This window comes from Demequina lutea, from assembly GCF_013409005.1.
GTDB lineage: Bacteria > Actinomycetota > Actinomycetes > Actinomycetales > Demequinaceae > Demequina > Demequina lutea.
Genome location: NZ_JACBZO010000001.1, coordinates 2,701,597 through 2,719,480 on the forward strand (window position 1 = coordinate 2,701,597; position 17,884 = coordinate 2,719,480).

At 65.3% G+C, this 17,884-nt stretch carries 14 protein-coding genes and 1 pseudogene; 6 read left to right on the forward strand and 9 right to left on the reverse strand.

Annotated elements, in window-relative coordinates; all coding sequences use genetic code 11:
- Window positions 1–29 precede the first annotated feature (29 nt).
- The gene (locus BKA03_RS12955) at window positions 30–2,987 is read right to left on the reverse strand and encodes a ribonucleoside-diphosphate reductase subunit alpha (RefSeq protein ID WP_062074431.1); all 2,958 of its coding nucleotides are present in this window, start codon (window positions 2,985–2,987) and stop codon (window positions 30–32) included.
- 483 nt (window positions 2,988–3,470) lie between these two features.
- On the opposite strand from BKA03_RS12955, the gene BKA03_RS12960 reads away from it, so the two are divergent.
- A complete protein-coding gene (locus BKA03_RS12960; RefSeq protein ID WP_152649472.1) occupies window positions 3,471–3,992 on the forward strand; it encodes a hypothetical protein in 522 nt (173 codons plus the stop codon).
- Window positions 3,993–4,217: 225 nt separating this feature from the next.
- Here BKA03_RS12960 and BKA03_RS12970 read toward each other — a convergent pair whose 3' ends face one another.
- Together BKA03_RS12970 and BKA03_RS12975 are read right to left on the reverse strand one after the other, a co-directional pair.
- Entirely contained in the window at window positions 4,218–5,096 is an 879-nt protein-coding gene (locus BKA03_RS12970; protein ID WP_062074310.1) for an alpha/beta hydrolase family protein, read from the reverse strand.
- A complete protein-coding gene (locus BKA03_RS12975; RefSeq protein WP_062074311.1) occupies window positions 5,093–5,542 on the reverse strand; it encodes an ATP-binding cassette domain-containing protein in 450 nt (149 codons plus the stop codon). The genes BKA03_RS12970 and BKA03_RS12975 overlap by 4 nt, the downstream gene beginning before the upstream one ends.
- Before the next feature lie 179 nt (window positions 5,543–5,721).
- On the opposite strand from BKA03_RS12975, the pseudogene BKA03_RS12980 reads away from it, so the two are divergent.
- A pseudogene (locus BKA03_RS12980) lies at window positions 5,722–6,272 on the forward strand (transposase); the annotation flags it as partial.
- Here BKA03_RS12980 and BKA03_RS12985 read toward each other — a convergent pair.
- The 6 genes from BKA03_RS12985 to BKA03_RS13010 all read right to left on the reverse strand — a co-directional run bounded on the left by BKA03_RS12985 (window position 6,197) and on the right by BKA03_RS13010 (window position 11,885).
- Window positions 6,197–6,490 (reverse strand): helix-turn-helix domain-containing protein, encoded by a 294-nt coding sequence (locus BKA03_RS12985; protein WP_062074313.1) that lies wholly within the window; start codon window positions 6,488–6,490, stop codon window positions 6,197–6,199. The pseudogene BKA03_RS12980 and the gene BKA03_RS12985 overlap by 76 nt on opposite strands.
- Before the next feature lie 57 nt (window positions 6,491–6,547).
- A complete protein-coding gene (locus BKA03_RS12990; protein ID WP_083971188.1) occupies window positions 6,548–7,471 on the reverse strand; it encodes an ABC transporter permease in 924 nt (307 codons plus the stop codon).
- The gene (locus BKA03_RS12995) at window positions 7,471–8,406 is read right to left on the reverse strand and encodes an ABC transporter permease (RefSeq protein ID WP_062074314.1); all 936 of its coding nucleotides are present in this window, start codon (window positions 8,404–8,406) and stop codon (window positions 7,471–7,473) included. The genes BKA03_RS12990 and BKA03_RS12995 overlap by 1 nt, the downstream gene beginning before the upstream one ends.
- Window positions 8,403–9,545 carry an ABC transporter ATP-binding protein gene (locus BKA03_RS13000; RefSeq protein ID WP_062074315.1) on the reverse strand — a complete coding sequence of 381 codons (1,143 nt, stop codon included), beginning with the start codon at window positions 9,543–9,545 and terminating at the stop codon, window positions 8,403–8,405. The genes BKA03_RS12995 and BKA03_RS13000 overlap by 4 nt, the downstream gene beginning before the upstream one ends.
- Before the next feature lie 2 nt (window positions 9,546–9,547).
- A complete protein-coding gene (locus BKA03_RS13005) occupies window positions 9,548–10,798 on the reverse strand; it encodes an ABC transporter substrate-binding protein (RefSeq protein ID WP_062074316.1) in 1,251 nt (416 codons plus the stop codon).
- Window positions 10,799–10,871: 73 nt separating this feature from the next.
- Window positions 10,872–11,885: a LacI family DNA-binding transcriptional regulator gene (locus BKA03_RS13010; RefSeq protein ID WP_062074433.1), complete on the reverse strand. Its 1,014-nt coding sequence runs from the start codon at window positions 11,883–11,885 to the stop codon at window positions 10,872–10,874.
- Between the two features lie 292 nt (window positions 11,886–12,177).
- Here BKA03_RS13010 and manD point away from each other — a divergent pair, with 292 nt between their 5' ends.
- The 4 genes from manD (at window position 12,178) to BKA03_RS15745 (ending at window position 17,876) form a co-directional block, all read left to right on the forward strand.
- Window positions 12,178–13,404: a D-mannonate dehydratase ManD gene (manD, locus tag BKA03_RS13015; protein ID WP_062074317.1), complete on the forward strand. Its 1,227-nt coding sequence runs from the start codon at window positions 12,178–12,180 to the stop codon at window positions 13,402–13,404.
- Window positions 13,405–13,408: 4 nt separating this feature from the next.
- Entirely contained in the window at window positions 13,409–14,995 is a 1,587-nt protein-coding gene (locus BKA03_RS13020; protein ID WP_083971191.1) for a UxaA family hydrolase, read from the forward strand.
- 80 nt (window positions 14,996–15,075) lie between these two features.
- Window positions 15,076–16,506, forward strand: a complete 1,431-nt coding sequence (gene uxaC / locus BKA03_RS13025; protein ID WP_062074318.1) for a glucuronate isomerase — start codon at window positions 15,076–15,078, stop codon at window positions 16,504–16,506.
- A gap of 32 nt (window positions 16,507–16,538) precedes the next feature.
- Window positions 16,539–17,876, forward strand: coding sequence for a mannitol dehydrogenase family protein (locus BKA03_RS15745; protein ID WP_083971194.1), 1,338 nt, complete (start codon window positions 16,539–16,541; stop codon window positions 17,874–17,876).
- The last annotated feature ends 8 nt before the right edge of the window (window positions 17,877–17,884 follow it).

Genomic DNA, 17,884 nt, shown 5'->3' on the forward strand with positions numbered 1-17,884 from the left:
GTCTTTCAGGTCTGAGGGGCTGTCAATGGCTACTGGCAGGACTCGCACTGGAGTCGCTCCATCGGGTCGACGGGGCAGGCCACGCCTCCCACCATTTCCATGTCACCGTCGGCGGAGTACACCGTCTCGACGACCTCGAGCATTGTCGCGCCCTCGGGCGCCTCGTAGGCGTCGAACCGGTCCGTCTCGCCCGCCGACGCCGTTTCAACACCCGCCGTTTCAACACCCGCCGTTTCCACCAAGGGGGGCTCGACGATGGCGGGAAGCGCCGAAGGCGGAACAACGGGCTTCTGCTCGGGAGCCGGCGCGAAGGCCTTGGCGGCCAATGCCGACATGAACGACGCGGGAGCGATCGAGATGCCGCCCGTCCTGGGGGACGCTTCGACAACGACTTGGGCTGAGGGAACGGGAGCGGCCGAAGTCGCCACCGCACCGAATCCGCGCTTGACAGGAGCCGCCGCCGGAGCCTGCGCGGCAGGGGCCGCTTCGACCGCCTGCGCAACACCTTCGTCGGCGATCACCGCGTCGGCGACGGGAGCGTCGGCCGCAGCGGTCGCGGCGCCGAAGCCCTTCTTGGCGCCGCCGAAGCCGCCGAAGCCCTTCTTGGCTGGACCGGAAGAGCCCTTGCCCTGGCCGTTGGCCGAGCCGGTCGTGTTGATCTTCTCGGTCTTGTTGACCCTGACGGTCGACTGCTCGGCCGTGTGTCGCGGCTTCATGTGGAGGTAGTACGTCGTCTTGACGCCGCGTTCCCAAGCGGCCGCGTACAGGGCCATCATGTTCTCGACGTCGCGGTCCTCGAGGTAGATGTTCCGGCTGATGGCCTGGTCGATCCACTTCTGGGCGCGCGCCGCCACCTCGATAAATGCGTACGGGCTGAGCTGGAATGAGGTCTTGTAGACCTCCTGCAGGTGCTCGGGGATGCCCTCGATCCGCGACAGGTCGCCCTGCGTGGCGAGGAGTTCGTCCTTGACGTCTTCCCACAGCCCCAGGTCCTGCAGGTCCTTCACCAGGTTGCGGTTGACCTCGAGGAACTTACCGGACGACGTCGCGCGGGAGAATATCTGCGAGAACTGCGGGTCAAAACCCGGAGTGGTGCCCGCCACCAGGCCGATCGATGCCGTGGGCGCGACGGCCATGAGGGTCGCATTGCGCATGCCGCCCGCGACCTTCGCACGCAGGGTGTCCCAGTCCTGGCGCATGGTGCGGTTGACGGCGATCGGCACACCACGGTCCGCCTCGGCGATCGCAATCGTGTCGAAGGGAACGAGGCCCTTGGACCAGCCGGAGCCCTCGAAGTTCGAGTACGAGCCCCGCTCGCGCGCAAGGTCGGCCGATTCGTCGATCGCGTGGAAGGACACGAACTCGACGATCTGGTCGATGAGGTCGTAAGACTCCTCGGACTCGTACGCCAGGCCCATCTTCTCGGTCACGTCGGTGAAGCCCATGACGCCCAGGCCGATCGCACGGTTTTCCTTGTTCGCGTGCTCCGACTCGGGGACGGAGGAGAGCGTGATGTCAACGAGGTTGTCGAGCTGACGCACCGAGAGGCGCACGGAGGTCTCCATGCGCTCCCAGTCGATCTTGCCGTCGATGTAGTGCGCCGAGAGGTTGATCGATGCGAGGTTGCAGACCGCGATGTTCTCGCGGTCCTGCGGCAGGCAGATCTCGGTGCACAGGTTCGACAGGTGGATGGTGCCCGTGTTGGTGTTGAGGGCACGGTTGTTGATCGTGTCCTTCCACGTGAGCCACGGGTGCGAGGACGCCTGCAACGAGATGAGGATCGCCTTGTACTGCTCGCGTGCGCCCATCTTCTTGAACCTGCGGACCTTGCCCGCCTCGGCGAGAGCCACGAGCTCGTTGTAGCGGCGCGAGAAAGCCGACCCGACGAGCTCGACCAGGTCTGGCGCGTCGGCGGGGTCGAAGAGGTACCAGTCTTCGTTGGCGGCCACACGCTTCATGAACTCGTCCGAGATCCACACCGCGGTGTTCGCGGTACGCGTGCGGCGGTAGGGGTCACCGGAGTTTTGGCGCAGGTCCAGGAACTGCGGGAAGTCGAGGTGCCAGTTCTCCATGTAGAAGCACAGGGCGCCAAACTTCTTGCCACCGCGGCTCACGGCGCGCAGCGTCGAGTCGATCGTGTGCATGAACGGGATGGGGCCGGTCGAGGACGTGTTGTTCGACTTGATGGGGCTGCCCTCGGAACGCAGCTTGGTCACCGACAGGCCGATGCCGCCGGTGCCCTTGGTGAGCCACATGACGTCGCCGACGGTCTTGGCGATGTGGTCCATGTCGTCTTCCATCTGCATCACGAAGCAGTTGGAAAGCTGCGGGTACGACGTGCCCGCGTTCACCAGGGTCGAGCCGGCGGGCAGGTATTCGAGGCGCGAGACCTTCTCGTAGAACTTGAGCGCCATCTCCGTCGGGTTGTTCTCGTTGAGAGAAAGCCCCATGCAGACGCGCATCCAGAAGTACTGCGGCACCTCGAGCGCCTTGCCGTGGCGGTCGGTAATCATGTAGCGGTTGCGCATCGTGACGGTGCCGATGTACCGCATGAGGTCGTCGCGACGGTGGTCGATGGCGGCCGCAAGGGCGTCGAGGTCAAACAGCGACTCCAGGCGGGTGTCGAGCAGGCCCTCCTCGACCGCGTCGCGAATGTAGCCAGGGAAGCGGGCCTGGTGGAGCAGCGCCAGCTCAAGGTCGGTGTCGAAACCGCCGAGCACGCGCTTGTAAATCACCTTGCGCAGCAGGCGCGACGCGACGATGTCGAAGTCGGGGTCGTCCTTGACGTTCTGGACGGCCACGCCGATGGCGGCCTCGTCGAGCTGCTCGGTCGTGATGCCGTCGAACAACGTGATGGCCAACTCGGAGGCGACCTGAGTGGTGATCGAAATCTGATCGGGCAGTCCGGCCGCCGCGCGCTCGATCGCCTTGTTGATGCGGTCCGCGTTGTACGGCTCTCTGGTCCCGTCGCGCTTGGTGACGTGGATTCCCGTCCGGGTCGGGTTGGCGTCGGCTACGGCCGAAGCGACATCGCCATTGACGTCGGCTGCGTTGTTCTCCGTGATCGTCACGATACTCCTTTGAAAACTGTGGCCCGAGGGCCAAATGGGGACTCCGGCAATCAATCGCCGGACGTGCTGGGGTCCTACCAGGGGACTTTCACTCGGAAGGGCTGCGAGGCCTCGAATTCTGCTCAAAACCCTCTCGAGTACTGAGGTCGAGAGTAGCCCGTCCTTACCGTCGGTGCAACAACATGTGGGGGTGTTCCATGCCTTTCGACCCTAGATGTAGTGGTCATGTGCAAAACCATGGGATAAGCCTGTGGACAACTGCGTGGTGCCGGTGGATGACGCGCTCCGTGGTGAAGTTGGGGCATCCCGCGGTCCTTTGCCGCCAGTCCATGGTCCCTCGCGGGTCCGACATTGCCGCTCGGCTTTGCCGAATAGGCCGCGAACAGTCAGACTAGGCGCGTGAAACGTGTAGCCACTCTTGCCGCCGCTGCTGCTCTCATGCTTTCCGGTTGCGCTCAGAGCACCACAACGAACCCTTCCGCCGCGCCGACCAAGCCGAAAGACTTCTGCCACGCCATGGCCTCAGCGGCCGCGCTCGCGTCCCCGGCGTCCGATGCGCTCGACAGTCTCTTCACGATGATCGACACCATGGCGGCCGGCTCCAAGGACGGGGACATCGCCAATCTCCACACGGTCGGCGACGCCACCACGAGCACGTCTCAGGCGTACGCCGCAGCGCTTGGCACGGCCGCGGGCATGGCCCCCACCACCTTGGCCGCCGACATCACGTCGCTGCAGAGTTACTGGACGCTCTACGCGGTCGGCCTTGGCCAGATAGCGCAAGGCGCGACGTCGTACGGCAGCCTGGTGGACCAAACATCCGCACTGTCCACGAGCGACCAGGCGGCCGCGCTCATCAAGGAACAGCCTGCGGCTCAGCAGCGCATCAACGCGGGCTACCTCACGGAGTGCGCGGGCTAAGTGTTGCGGTGCGCTCGTGGCGGCGCACTCAAGAAGACCGCGTACCCGCCAGCCGAAGGCTGCGTTAACGCCGCTAGGGCTGCTAGTCCTCCCGTGACTCCTTAACCCGGGCGACGAGCTGGGTCGGGCTCACGAACCGCAGCGCGATGATGAGGATGACCATCATCGTCACGGTGTAGACGACTGCCATGGAGGAAACCAAAGCTGCAGCATTCCCCTCCGTGGTCATTCTCCTGCCAGCCATTGGGCGACCGCTTCCGGCATGAAGCTGTCTGGCGCGTGGGCACCAGGGCGCCACCTGACCGTGGCGACGCCGTCCGGGAACGACGCAATCACTTTCGCGGCACCGGCCGCGGGGAAGTGCTCATCACCCTCCGCCGCCAGCACGAGCAACCGCTTGCCGCGAAGGCTCGCCGCGACTGCGGCGTAACCTCCAGCATCCTCGAGGCCCGGAATATACCAACCTGGGTTGTGCAAAATTCCTGCCTCCCGAGCAGCGCCGTACGTGGTCACGCCGCAACTGATCACAGCGTGCTTGAGGCGTTCGTCAACCGCGAGAGAGAGGAGGGCGATCTGCCCTCCGAGTGAATGGCCCGCAACAGCCACCGGGCCGGTGACATCCTCGAATTTCTCAAGGTAGTCGACCACGCTGAGAACATCGCGCACATGACGGCCGTGCAGGGTGCCTCCCTCAACAAGTGCGTTCATCGCCTGGAACAGTTCATAGCGGAGCCCCGCGTCGGTCGGGGGCTGCCGGTCCTCGAAGCCATCGAGGTCCGGCATCGCCACAATGAATCCGCGGCGCGCCAGAGCTAGGCCATAGGCGGCGTGGCTGTCGCCGTGGAGGCCAGCGGGCTCACTCTTGCCCAAGTGATATTCGTCATTGTGTTGGTGGATAGCCACTGCGGCGGGCCACGGCCCCGGGGACAACGGCCGATAGAGCAGGAAGGGGATCGCCGAACCTGGTGTCACAAGCACTGCGGACCACAGGCCGAGCCCAGGGTCAGGCGACGCCTCCGAGCGCCACTCCGTGGCGCTCGCGACGCCCGGCTGGCCAACTCCAATGAGGGCGGCCAGTCGGGCGGGCGTCAATCCGGCCGTCACGCGTCACGGCCCGTAATCGCACGAACCGGGGTCTCGGAGGTGTAGTTCTCGATACAGTCATTGGCCACCTGCCGGCCCAACCGGACGACGACGATGCGATCGGTGACCTCCAGCACCTGACGCAGGGCGTGGGAGATGAGGATGATGCCCAAGCCCTTGTCCCTCGCTCTGCGGATCACGTCGAGGACCTGCCCCGATTGATGCGGCCCGAGGTGATTCGTCGGCTCGTCAAGCAGAATGACTCTTTTCGCCCAGGCGACGGAACGTGCGATCGCCACGGTCTGCCGCTGGCCGCCGGAGAGATCGCTGACCGCCTGCCGCGGGTCGGGTACGTTCATGCCGAGCATGCCGATCACCACTTTCTGCCAGTTCGGTGGGATGCCAGCAACGATCAGTCCGCTCGGGACCCCGGTGATCAGGAAGGCGCCGAGTACCGAACCGAGCATCCTTCCACTCCCGCCAAAGATACTGGCAGCTCCCAAGATAACAGGGGGTGTCAGATGTTCTGTGTAAGGGCGGGTCTCCGATCTGAAGGAGATTGACTATGGGTATGACCAAGCGGAGTGAGGGCAAGCAGGATGAGCCGGGGGCTCGCCGATTGCGGCGCGAACTCTTCGACGAGGAGATGCTCGACCGGTTGATGGCGGCCTCGGATGAACGTGGACTCGCGCTCACGGGTGAGGGTGGCTTCCTGCCGGAGATGATCAGAGCGGTCCTGGAGCGTGGCATGGACGCCGAGCTGAGCGACCATCTGGGCTACGAACGGGGCGATCCCGATGCCCGGTACTATCCGAACTCGCGTAACGGCGCCTCAGCGAAGACCGTGACGTCCATCGCTGGAGATGTCGAGTTAGCGATCCCACGCGACCGTGATGGGACGTTCACGCCCCGGCTGGTCCCGAAGGGCGCCAGGCGTCTGGGCGGGCTGGATGACATGATCATCTCGCTTTATGCCAGCGGGATGACGATCCGTGATATTCAGCATCACCTGGTCTCCACGATCGGCACGGATCTGTCGCCAGAGACGATCTCGAAGATCACCGACGAAGTCACCGCGTGGCAGTCGACGCCGCTGGAAACCGCCCGTTCTACCCCGTGATCTACCTCGATGCCCTCCAGGTCAAGATCCGTGACGGGGCCCACGTGACCGGCAGGGCCGCCCACATCGCTGTCGGCGAGTGGTGCGGCGCGCTCGAACGGTCCTTCAGCCCCTCGAAGCCCTCACTCTCATAACGCTTGAGCCACTTGTAATAGGCCTGCCGGCTGATCCCGTAGTAGCGACACGTGGCAGCAACGCTGCCACTGACTTCCTCGACGTGCCGCAGCACGGCTAGCTTGTGCTTCGCGCGACGCTCGAGCTCCCGCTCGGCCGACGCAGAGATGGTTGTTGTCATGGAACCTTCCTCCCAAAGGGAAGGCCCGACTGTCGACAACCTCCATCTGTTTTATACCTAGTCCTCCCGTGACTCCTTAACCCGGGCGACGAGCTGTGTCGGGCTCACGAACCGCAGCGCGATGATGAGGATGAACATCATCGTCACGGTGTAGACGACGGCCATGGAGGAGACCAGCTGACGGATCTGGCCACCCCCCGCAGCGGTCATCGCACGGTAGATCGCCACGACCAGCGTGTCCGAGTCGGGACCGGACACCAGGAACGTGAGATCGAACATCCCGACGGTGCGGACCAGCACGAGGATCGATGCCGCGAGAACTCCGGGCACCAGCAGCGGGAAGAGGATCTTCGTGAACACCTTCCGCATGTTCGCCCCGGACATCCGGGCCGCGTTCTCGATCGCCGGGTTGATCTGCTCGATGAACGGCGTCATGGTCAGGATGACGAACGGGATGGACGGAACCAGGTTCACGAGGATCACCGCGGTGAGGGTGCGCCCGAGCCCGAGGTTGTACATCACGGTGGCCAGCGGGATGCCGTAGGTGATGGGTGGCATCAGGACGGGTAGCAGGAACAGCAGCGTGATGGCCTTCTTGAACGGGAAGTCGCGCCTCGCGAGGATGTACGCGGCGGGCACCCCGACGGCGACAGCGACGATGATGACAGCCAGCGCGACCACGAGCGTGACGCCGATGATGTGCGCCATGCCGAAGGTGCTCCACGCACTCGCATACCACTTCGCGGTGAAGCCTTCCGGGAGCCAGTTGGTGAACCACGACGTCCCGAATGAGTCCACGACCACGCTGATGAGGATCCCGATCAGGAAGATGAAGAACGCGGCCGTCCCGGCCCACACGAACCAGGTTGAGGGTGCGGCGGCGAGCGAGCGTTGACCGGGAACCCGGTTGGCGGACCTCGTCTTGACGGCGTCGGCCGGTGCCGGCGGGTCCGTCCGGGGCTGAGAAGTCTGAGTGGTCATCAGCCCTTCCCTCCTGTCGATCCTTTGTAGAGGAACGAGCGCCACATCAGGACGACGGCGATGACGACGAGCTCGACGAGCCCCATCATGATCGCGATCGTCGAGGCCATCCCATAGTCCGTCTGCTCCCCGAACGCCCGGTAGGCCATGATGGCCATGACGCGGGTCGAGCCCATCGAGTCACCAACGAGCCGTGCCGACGGGAAGACGCTGAACGCGAGCACGAACGTCAGGATGAACGTCGTCGCGAGCCCAGGGGCCAGCAACGGCAGGATCACCCGCCGGAACCGCTGGATCCAGTTCGCGCCCATGGTCTTCGCCGCAGCCTCGATCGACGGGTCGATCCCTGACAGGTACGACGAGATGAGCAGGAAGGCGAACGGAAACCCTGAGATGACCAGAGAGAAGAACACGCCCAGATAGTTGTTCACGAGCGCCAGCGGCTGGTGGATCACGCCGATCTGCTCCAGGAACCGGTTGAGCCAGCCCTGTCGGCCGGCAAAGATCAGCAGCCCCTGAGCGGTGAGCACGGTGCCGAGCGCGATCGGGAGCACCAGAAGTGTCGTGAGGAACTTCTTCCCGCGGAACCGGCGCCGCAGCTTGAACGCCATCGGGATCGAGGCCAAGACGTTGAACAATGCTGCGGGCAAGGCCAGCTTCATCGTCAACCAGACCGAGTTCAGGACGAACGGGTCCTTGAAGAACTCGACGTAGTTGGAGAACGCTCCCGCGCCCCACTGCTTCTGGATCGCCGCGCTGGGCTGGAACGTCAGGCCGATCCCGTACGAGAACGGGTAGACGAACAGGAGGAGGGCGAAGATCAGAGCGGGCACGAGCATCAGCAGCGAGATGTCGATGCCTCGCTCGGCGAGTCGGTGCCTCAGGCTCGCCGTCGACTTCGTCGACTTGTGCCCTGCGATCGTCGGCGCCGTCATCTCCGGACCTCGGCCAGTTCCCGTTCCTCGACCGAAAGCGTCGCGGGATCGACCAGGTCCGCGGGGAAGACCAGGACGCGAGCCGGGTCGGCGGTGAGCTCGACCACCGAGCCGACGACCGGGGCGTGGTCCGATCGCACGTGCAGCCCGCGGCCTCCGGGCGTCGTGACACCGACGGCGAACTCGCGGCCGTGGTACTCGACCACCGACACCGTGGCGGTCGTCGTGTTGCCACCCGTCACGGGGACGGTCGGGGAGACGACCACGAGGTCCTCCGGCCGGATTGCCGCCCGCACCTTGTCCCCGACATGGGGCGTGTGAACGGCGGTCCCGCGCAGCGTGAAGCCCTGGTCCGCGACGGTCACGGCGCTGCCGGTCACCGCCGTGACGTCCAGGTCGATCAGGTTGCGGTAGCCCATGAAGTCCGCGACGTGCCAGTTCTCCGGGCTGTTGTGGAGCTGTTCCGGGGTGCCGACCTGCTGGACGCGGCCCTCGCGCAGGACGACGAGGCGGTCCGCCATGGACAGCGCCTCCTCCTGGTCGTGGGTCACGTAGATGGTCGTGAGCCCGAGCGACTGGTGCAGCCGCCGGATCTCCGTACGCATCTCGAGCCGCAGCTTGGCGTCGAGGTTCGACAGCGGCTCGTCCATCAGCACGAGCCGCGGCTCGAGGACGACGGCACGCGCGATCGCCACACGCTGCTGCTGGCCGCCCGAGAGCTGACCGGGAAGCTTCTTCGCGTGCTGCTCGAGCTTGACGAGCGCGATCGCCTCCGCGACGCGTCGCTTGAGCTCGGCCTTCGGGACCTTGCGCATCTGGAGCCCGAAGGCGATGTTCTTCTCAACGGTCAGGTGAGGGAAGAGGGCATAGTTCTGGAACACCATGCCGAACCCGCGGTTCTCCGCGGCGACTGTGTCCACCCGCTTGCCGTCGATCAGGATCTGACCGTGGGTCAGGGGCAGCAGCCCGGCGAGGCAGTTCAACGCGGTGGACTTGCCGCAGCCCGACGGCCCGAGCAGGGCGATGAACTCGCCCGCCCGGACCGTCAGGTTGAGGTCCACCAGCGCGTCGATCCCGCCGAAGCTTCGGCCGAGGCCGAGGAGCTCGAGCGACTCGAACTTGCTGGCAGCGATGGTCATGATTACTTCGCCGTGTACTTTCCGGTCCCGACTTCGCGGTCCCACATGTCGAATGCCTTGACCATGTTCGCCGGGGTCAACGGAACGGCCTTCGGCTCCTTGGCGATCAGGGCGTCGTACCAGTCACGACCGAACTTCTTGATGACGTCCTGGCTCGCCTGGGGGGCCTTGTCGAGCGTGGCGCCCTTGACGGCCGGACCCGGGTAGAAGTAGCCGCTGTCGTAGGCCATCGCGTTCACGTCGGGCGTGAGGATGTACTGCAGGAGGTCGAGGATCGCGGCCATCTTGTCCGCCGACTGCCCCTTCGGGACGACGGCGTAGTGCGCGTCCGTGACCCAGGTGAAGTTGCTGAAGGCGGAAGCCTCGATCGTCGCCGGCTCCTGGCCGAGGGCGCGCGGGTTGATGTCCCACCCGGTCGTGGTCGGGACCATGGCGACGGTGCCGTCAGCGACCTGAGCGATGAGGGCACCGGTGCCGGTCGGGTAGTTGTTGATGTACTGGCCGAGGTCCTTGAGATAGGCCCAGGTCTTGGCCCACCCGTTCACGGGGTCGGAGGGGTCCTTGTCGCCGAGCATGTACGGCAGGCCCATGAGGAACGTCCGGCCGGAGCCCGAGTTCGCCGGTCGCGCGTAGCCGAACTTGCCGGGATTTGCCTTGGCCCAGGCGAGCAGTTCCTCCGGGGTCGTGGGGACGTTCTTCACGACGTTCGGGTCGTACTGCAGCAGCGGCCCCGACGGGTAGTACGTGGTGACGACGCCGAAGCCGTTGGCCAGCGCCTCCATCTTGGCTGCCGGGTCGAGGTAGTTCGCCATGTTGGAGATCCGGGAGCCGTAGTCCGTGACGATCGGAACCCACAGGTTCTGCTCGATGCCGGCGGACAGCCCGTCTGTCCCGGTCATCACCAGGTCGACCGACAGGTTGCCGCTGTCGACCTGCGGCTTGATCGTTCCGACGAGGTCGGGCGCACCGGCGCTCTCCCAGCTCACCGACGAGATGATGTCGGGGTGAGCCTTCACGAACGCGTCAACCATCGGCCCCGTCAGCTTCTGGTTGCCCGCGACGTCGAGGATGTGGAGCGAGACGGGAGCCGACGGCTTGTCCGGGATGGTGGGGGTGGTGCTGCCTGACGCTGTGGCAGCAGCCGTGTTGGTGGTGGTGGTGGCTGTTCCTGAGTTGGGTGCGCTGCAGGCGGTGAGGACAATCCCCAGGGCTGCAAGTCCGGCCACCAGGTGCAGTGGTTTGGCGATTCGCATTGCGTGTCTTCTCTCTGTACGTATGGCCAGAGCATCGTCGCCCGGACCTTGGGACTGCGGATAGATGGAAATTTCAAGCGGTGGCTTGCAGGGCGGCGCTGGTTCGAACGGGCCCGGTTGATTCGCGCACGACCAGCCGGAACGACAGATCGTGATGGTGTTTCGGCGGCGTGGACGGATCCCGTACGAAATCGAGAAGCAGGTCGACACCCGCGCGACCACAATTCACCAAGGGAATCCCGACACTCGTCAGGGAGGGGAAGGTCAACTCGGACATCCGAATGTTGTCGATGCCGACCACGCTGATGTCATCCGGGACGCTGACACCGCGATGACGCAACCGATCCAGGAGGCCGAATGCGACAAGGTCGTTGTACGCGACCACGGCGGTAGCTCCGCTGACAATCACGAGGTCAGCCGCTGCGATGCCGCCTGAGACGTACGGCTGGAAGGATCCGAGATCCACCAGCTCCAGGTCTGGATCCTCCGCGGCAACGACCTGCAGGCTGGCGAGCCGGGCAGTGTTCGACCACGAGGTCGCGGGTCCGCCGACGTACGCAATCTTGCGGTGTCCGAGAGCAACCAAATGCCCCATCGCCTGGCGGATTCCCGTGAGGTTGTCGATGGCGACCGCTGGGATGTCTCCGCAAGACCGGTTCACCAATATGAGCTTGCACTCGAGCGCCACCTGGGCGATCACCGAGTCCGGCGCACGTGGCGAACACAGGACGATGCCGTCCACCCGCTTGGCCATGGTGCGGGCGAGGTCTTCCTCCTGGCTGGGGTCTTCATCGGAATCCGCGACGACGACGTGGTAGCCAGCGGCGCGGGCTCGGCTTTGCACGCCCTTGGTCACCGCTGCGAAGAACGGGTTCTCAAGGTCGGGGACGATCAGGCCTATCGTGCTCGTCTGGCCAGTGATCAGGCCACGGGCGGCCGGGTTCGGGAGGTAACCCATCCCGCGTGCGGTTTCCAGCACTCTTGCTCGGGTTGCCGGTGCGACGTCATCTGGCTTGGCGAGCGCACGCGACACCGTGGAGATGGAGACACCCGCAACTCGGGCTACATCTCGGGCGGTTACGGACACGGGCTTCACCTCAGTCGTGTGGTGCGGCCACCGCGTTGTGGCTCCACGACAGTATGCAAACCTTTTCAGTAGTACGTCAAGCATTTTCAGAAATTCTTTTGAATCGCGTGACGTATTCAGTCTAAGAAGGTACTGTTCATACGTGTCTGGAGCCTCACGGCCCCGGTCTCTCGATTAGCTCATCCCTATGAGTGACTGTGTCATTTTCACTCATTCTGTTTCAGAGAGGAGACAGGATGCTCGTCGTTCGACAATGCCGCGACCAGTCTGTTGCGTCCGTCGGAGGGGCCCGATGAAGATCGAGGGCGTCGACGTGATCATCACGAGCCCCGGTCGCAACTTCGTCACGCTGAAGCTCACAACGAGCGATGGCGTCGTCGGGCTCGGGGACGCGACCCTCAACGGGCGCGAGCTCGCGGTCGCCTCCTACCTTCGCGATCACATCGTGCCCCTACTGATCGGGCGCGACGCGGATAACATCGAGGACACGTGGCAGTACCTGTACCGCGGACCGTACTGGCGGCGCGGGCCCGTGACCATGGCGGCCATCGCGGCGGTGGACATGGCGTTGTGGGACATCAAGGGCAAGGTCGCGGGGCTGCCGGTCTACCAGCTGCTCGGCGGGCGGAGCCGGCGCGGGGCGCTCGCGTACGGGCACGCGTCCGGCACCACCGTCGATGCGCTGTTCATCGCGATCCACAACCTGCTGGACGACGGTTTCAAGGCGATCCGGATCCAGACCGGTGTGCCCGGCCTGGCCAAGGTCTACGGCGTCGGCAACGACCAGCTGGCCGGGCAGAAATATGACTACGAACCGGCCGGGCGCACCGCCGTGCCGATCCAGGAGGACTGGGACACGGCCGCATACCTACGGCACATTCCGAAGGTGTTCGAGGCCGTACGCGCGGAGTTCGGCGCCGCGCTGCCCCTGCTGCACGACGCACACCACCGGCTGACGCCCAACCAGGGTGCCCAGCTTGGTCGCTCGTTGGAGCCGTTCGACCTCTTCTGGCTCGAGGACTGCACACCCGCGGAGAACCAAGAGGGCCTGCGCCGGGTGCGGTCGCAGACCACCACCCCGTTGGCGATCGGTGAGGTCTTCAACTCGATCTTCGACTACCAGACGCTGATCACCGAGCAGTTGATCGACTATGTGCGCTCCTCCGCCACGCACGCCGGCGGCATCACCGGACTGCGCAAGATCATGGACTTCGCGGCGATCTACCAGATCAAGTCCGGCATCCACGGGCCGACGGACGTTTCGCCTGTGGGGATGGCGGCGGCGCTCCACCTTGACATCGCGATTCACAACTTCGGCATCCAAGAATTCATGGTGCACAACGAGCGCACGCTCGAGGTGTTCCAGACGAGCTACACGTTCATCGACGGACTGCTGGACCCTGGCGAGAACCCCGGCCTGGGCGTCGAGCTCGACGAATCCGCGGCCGCCGCGTTCGAGTACACCCCGGCGTACCTACCGGTGAACCGGCTGCTCGACGGCACGATGCACGACTGGTGACCCGATGACTCCCTCAGAGAAAGAACAACGCGTCGTGAACCTGACCGATGGATCCCCAGTGGTCCCGCTGGCTGAGTGCGCCCTCCTCCTGCGGACCGACGACGACGTCGCCGTCACCACCCGCGAGCTGAAGGCAGGCACCCGGGTGCTCACTGCGGCGGGCGAGCTTGTGCTCCCTGGCGACGTGCCACGCGGCCACAAACTAGCCGTCCGCGACGTGCCCGCCGGCTCGGCCCTGCACAAATACGGACAGTCCATAGGCCTCGCAACCACGCACATCGCGGCAGGCGCTCACGTGCACACCCACAACCTCGGCATGGACGACAGCAACCGGGCCTACGAGTTCAGTACGGCACAGGCAACGTTGCCGGCCCAGTCCGCGCCTGCGCGCACTTTCCAGGGCTACCAACGGGCGAATGGTCGGTTCGGTACCCGCAACTTCATCGGCGTGCTGACCTCGGTGAACTGCTCGGCGTCGTCGGCCAAGATGATCGCCGAGCAGTTCCGCGGGATGGCACTTGACGCGTTCCCGAACGTCGACGGCGTAGTGGCACTCACCCATCAAAGTGGATGCGGGCTCGTGACGGGCAGCGTCGGTGCCAACACGCTGGTTCGCACCCTGCGTGGATACGCACAGCACCCCAACTTCGGCGGCCTTGTGGTGCTGGGGCTGGGCTGCGAGATGGTGCCCGTGCAGTCGCTGGTCGAGGGTCTGGACGTGCCCACCGACACGATCCTCAAGACGCTCACGATCCAGGACACCGGCGGGGTGCGCGCCACCGTGCGAGCAGGAGTCGACCTCATCCGCGAGATGCTTCCCGTGCTGGACGCCCGCCGTCGCACCCCTGCCCCCATCAGCGAAATCGTGCTCGGTTTGAACTGTGGGGGATCCGATGGCTACTCCGGTATCACCGCGAACCCCGCGCTCGGTTATGCCTCGGACCGGTTGGTCGCCGACGGCGGGACGTCGATCCTGGCCGAGACGCCCGAGGTCTTCGGCGCCGAGCACCTGCTCACCCGACGAGCCGTCTCCGAGGACGTGGGACGGAAGCTGCTCGAGCGGATCGACTGGTGGAAGAATTATGCGCAGACCGGTGGCGGGAGCCTGGACAACAACCCGTCACCCGGCAACAAGGCCGGAGGGTTGACCACGATCCTGGAGAAGTCGCTGGGCGCAGTGGCGAAGGCGGGGCAGGCCGATCTGTCCGCAGTTTACGAGTATGCGGAGCCGGTCACGGAGCGCGGTTTGGTGTTCATGGACACCCCTGGCTACGACCCCGTCTCCGTCACGGGGATCGTCGCCGGCGGGGCCACCGTCGTCTGCTTCACGACCGGTCGAGGGTCGGTCCTTGGATGTAGGCCGACCCCGTCCATCAAACTGGCAACGAATACCGAGATGTACGAGCGCATGGCCGAAGACATGGACATCAACTGTGGTCGGATCGTCGACGGAACTGCGGGCCTCACGGAGGTGGGCGACGAGATCTTCGAACGAATCATCGCCGTCGCCTCGGGAGAGCGCACCGTCAGCGAGGAACTTGACCTTGGCCAGGACGAGTTCGTCCCTTGGCAGTTCGGCACGGTGACCTGACGCGTTTGGACCGGCGTCCGCCGGGACTTCAGCAGCGACAACATGCGGCAGCCAACTGCCGTGTTACGGAAAGCGACACGATGACAGTCAATCTCCACCAGCCAGCCTCGCTCGTGCTACACCCTGACCGGCTCCTGCCCACGGACCCTCGCGTCCGCGACATTGCCCGTCGGCTCTACGACGCGGTGCGGGATCTCCCGATCATCTCTCCGCACGGCCACGTCAATCCCCGAATGCTCCTGGACAACGTGCCGTTCCGTGATCCGGCGGAACTCTTCGTCACCCCGGACCATTACGTGACCCGGCTACTGCACGCCTCCGGTGTGCCGCTCGAGGCGCTCGGCGTCGGGCAGGGCCCGTTGTCGGAGACCGCGGCGCGCGCCGCATGGCGGTTGCTTTGCGAACACTGGGATCTCTACCGAGGCACGCCGGTGCGGTACTGGCTGGAGTCCGAGCTCGTCGAGATCTTCGGAGTCACCGTGCGGCCCTCGGCCGCGACGGCCGACGCCATCTACGACCACCTCGCCGAGCGGCTGAGTCAGGACGAGTACAAGCCGCGGGCGCTTTTCGACCGCTTCAAGATCTCAGCGCTCGCGACGACCGATGACCCGTGCGACGACCTGGCCGTGCACGGCGCGCTGGTGGCTGATCCGACATGGTCCGGGCGCGTCATACCCACGTTCCGTCCCGATCGCTATCTCGAGGCGTCCGAGGCTGGTTGGCCCACCCTTGTGGCTCGGTTGGGCCAGGTATCCGGCGAAGACACAAGCAACTACGCCGGCTGGGTCAAGGCAATGGAGGCACGCCGCCAGTACTTCATCTCTCACGGCGCCACGTCTGCGGACCACGCGCACACCGACTGCGGGACCGAGCCGCTCCAGCCCTCCGAAGCGGAACGGATCTACCACGCCGCCGTGGCCGGTACTGCGACTCTCATCGAGGCTGTGGCCCTTCGTCGACACATGTTGCTTGAGATGGCGCGGATGTCGACCGAGGACGGCCTGACCATGACCATCCATGCAGGTGTGCGACGCGATCATCACCAGCCGTCCGCCGCGAGGTTTGGACCGGACACCGGCCACGACATCCCGCTGCGCGGTGACTTCACCGACCCGCTGCGGCCCCTTCTTGAGCGGTATGGAACGCACCCGAACCTGAAGCTGGTGCTCTTCACGCTCGACGAGTCGACCTTCTCTCGTGAGCTTGCGCCTCTGGCCGGTTTCTACCCGTCGGTCTACGTAGGGCAGCCCTGGTGGTTCCTCGATGCTCCAGACGCGATCCGAAGGTGGCGATCGGCGATCACCGAGACCGTTGGTTTTAGCCGCACGTCAGGCTTCATCGATGACACCCGCGCGTTCTGCACGATCCCGGTGAGGCACGACATGTCTCGTCGACTCGACAGCGGGTACCTCGCCACACTCGTCGCTGAGCACCGTCTCGACGAAGACGAGGCCTTGGAAACGGCGGTCGACATTGTGACGCGTCTCCCGCAGGAGGTCTTCAAACTGTGAAAGAGCTCCATAGGTCAGCAGGTGGCCCCCCCGTGCGCCTCGTCCATCTTGGGTTGGGCAACTTCTTCCGGGCACATCAGGCGTGGTATACCGCGAACGCCTCGAACGCGGCCGAGTGGGGCATCGCCGCCTTCACCGGTCGCTCGACGAAGCGGTCGCGTGCGAGAGTGGCTGCACTCAGGTCGCAGGATGGGCTCTACACGCTGATCACTCGCGCCGCTGACGGGGACCGTTTTGAGGTCGTGCGCAGCATCGCCCGGATCCACCTTGGGGACGAACACGCGGCCTGGCTCGCCTACCTCGCGGATCCGCAGGTTCAGGTCGTCACCACCACTATCACCGAGGCAGGGTACCTGCGTGGCCCCGACGGCGGCCTCGACGTCGACCGGGCCGAGGTCACCACCGATATCGAGGCGTTGCGCGCCGATGCGATGGCCCCCGTCAGTACCGCTCCTGCCAAGCTGGTCGCTGGCTTCGCGGCGCGGCGGCTGGCCGGCGCCGGCCCCCTCACCGTGGTTCCCTGCGACAACCTCCCCGGAAACGGCGCGGCCGTCGCCCAAGTGATTTCCGATCTTGCCGAGCGGGTCGACCCGGAGCTGCTCCGTTGGATTCGGGACAATGTCCTCTACGCCACCACCATGGTGGACCGAATCACCCCTGAGCCCACCCCTGAGGACTTCGCCGCCGTCGAGGCCGCGACCGGCGTCCGTGACCGTGCGGCTATCGTCACCGAGCCGTTCACGGAATGGGTGATCAGCGGTGAATTCGCCGCCGACCGCCCGCGTTGGGAGGACGCCGGCGCGATCTTCACCACCGACGTCGCACCGTTCGAGAACCGCAAGCTTTGGATGCTCAACGGCGCCCACTCTCTGCTCGCCTATGCGGGTTCCATCCGGGGACACGTGACTGTGGCCGATGCCATGCGCGACCCGACGTGCCTTCGCTGGCTCGACGAGTGGTGGGTCGCCTCGTCACGACACCTGAGCCTGCCCGCCGCCGAGAACGCTGCCTACCGCGCGGCACTCATCGAGCGCTTCGCCAACCCGCGTATGCAGCACAGGCTCGACCAAATCGCGTGGGATGGCTCATTGAAGCTGCCGATTCGCGTCTTGCCCACGGTCCGCAATGAGCTCGCGGCTGGGGCGCTGACAAGCGGTGTTGTTCGACCCCTCGCCGCGTGGGTGTGCCACGTGCGTGGCAGCGGGGCCAAGATGACGGATGCGCGCGCCGAGGATTTCCTACCGTTCGCCGGTGGACCGCTGCCCGGGGCCGTGCGTCTCCTACTCCGGGCCCTCGACCCGGAGCTCGCCGAGAACGAGGCTGTGGTCGCGGCAGTCATCGCCGAGGCCCGCGATCTAGGACAGCTTTAGCCCAGGAG

Coding starts and splice junctions, on each gene's coding strand:
- BKA03_RS12975 (WP_062074311.1), bottom strand. CDS start 5,542: ATGCTCGGTTCGGTACTCGGCGCCTTCCTGATCACCGGGGTCCCGAGC.
- BKA03_RS12985 (WP_062074313.1), bottom strand. CDS start 6,490: ATGACAACAACCATCTCTGCGTCGGCCGAGCGGGAGCTCGAGCGTCGC.
- BKA03_RS12990 (WP_083971188.1), bottom strand. CDS start 7,471: ATGACCACTCAGACTTCTCAGCCCCGGACGGACCCGCCGGCACCGGCC.
- BKA03_RS12995 (WP_062074314.1), bottom strand. CDS start 8,406: ATGACGGCGCCGACGATCGCAGGGCACAAGTCGACGAAGTCGACGGCG.
- BKA03_RS13000 (WP_062074315.1), bottom strand. CDS start 9,545: ATGACCATCGCTGCCAGCAAGTTCGAGTCGCTCGAGCTCCTCGGCCTC.
- BKA03_RS13005 (WP_062074316.1), bottom strand. CDS start 10,798: ATGCGAATCGCCAAACCACTGCACCTGGTGGCCGGACTTGCAGCCCTG.
- manD (WP_062074317.1), top strand. CDS start 12,178: ATGAAGATCGAGGGCGTCGACGTGATCATCACGAGCCCCGGTCGCAAC.
- BKA03_RS13020 (WP_083971191.1), top strand. CDS start 13,409: ATGACTCCCTCAGAGAAAGAACAACGCGTCGTGAACCTGACCGATGGA.
- uxaC (WP_062074318.1), top strand. CDS start 15,076: ATGACAGTCAATCTCCACCAGCCAGCCTCGCTCGTGCTACACCCTGAC.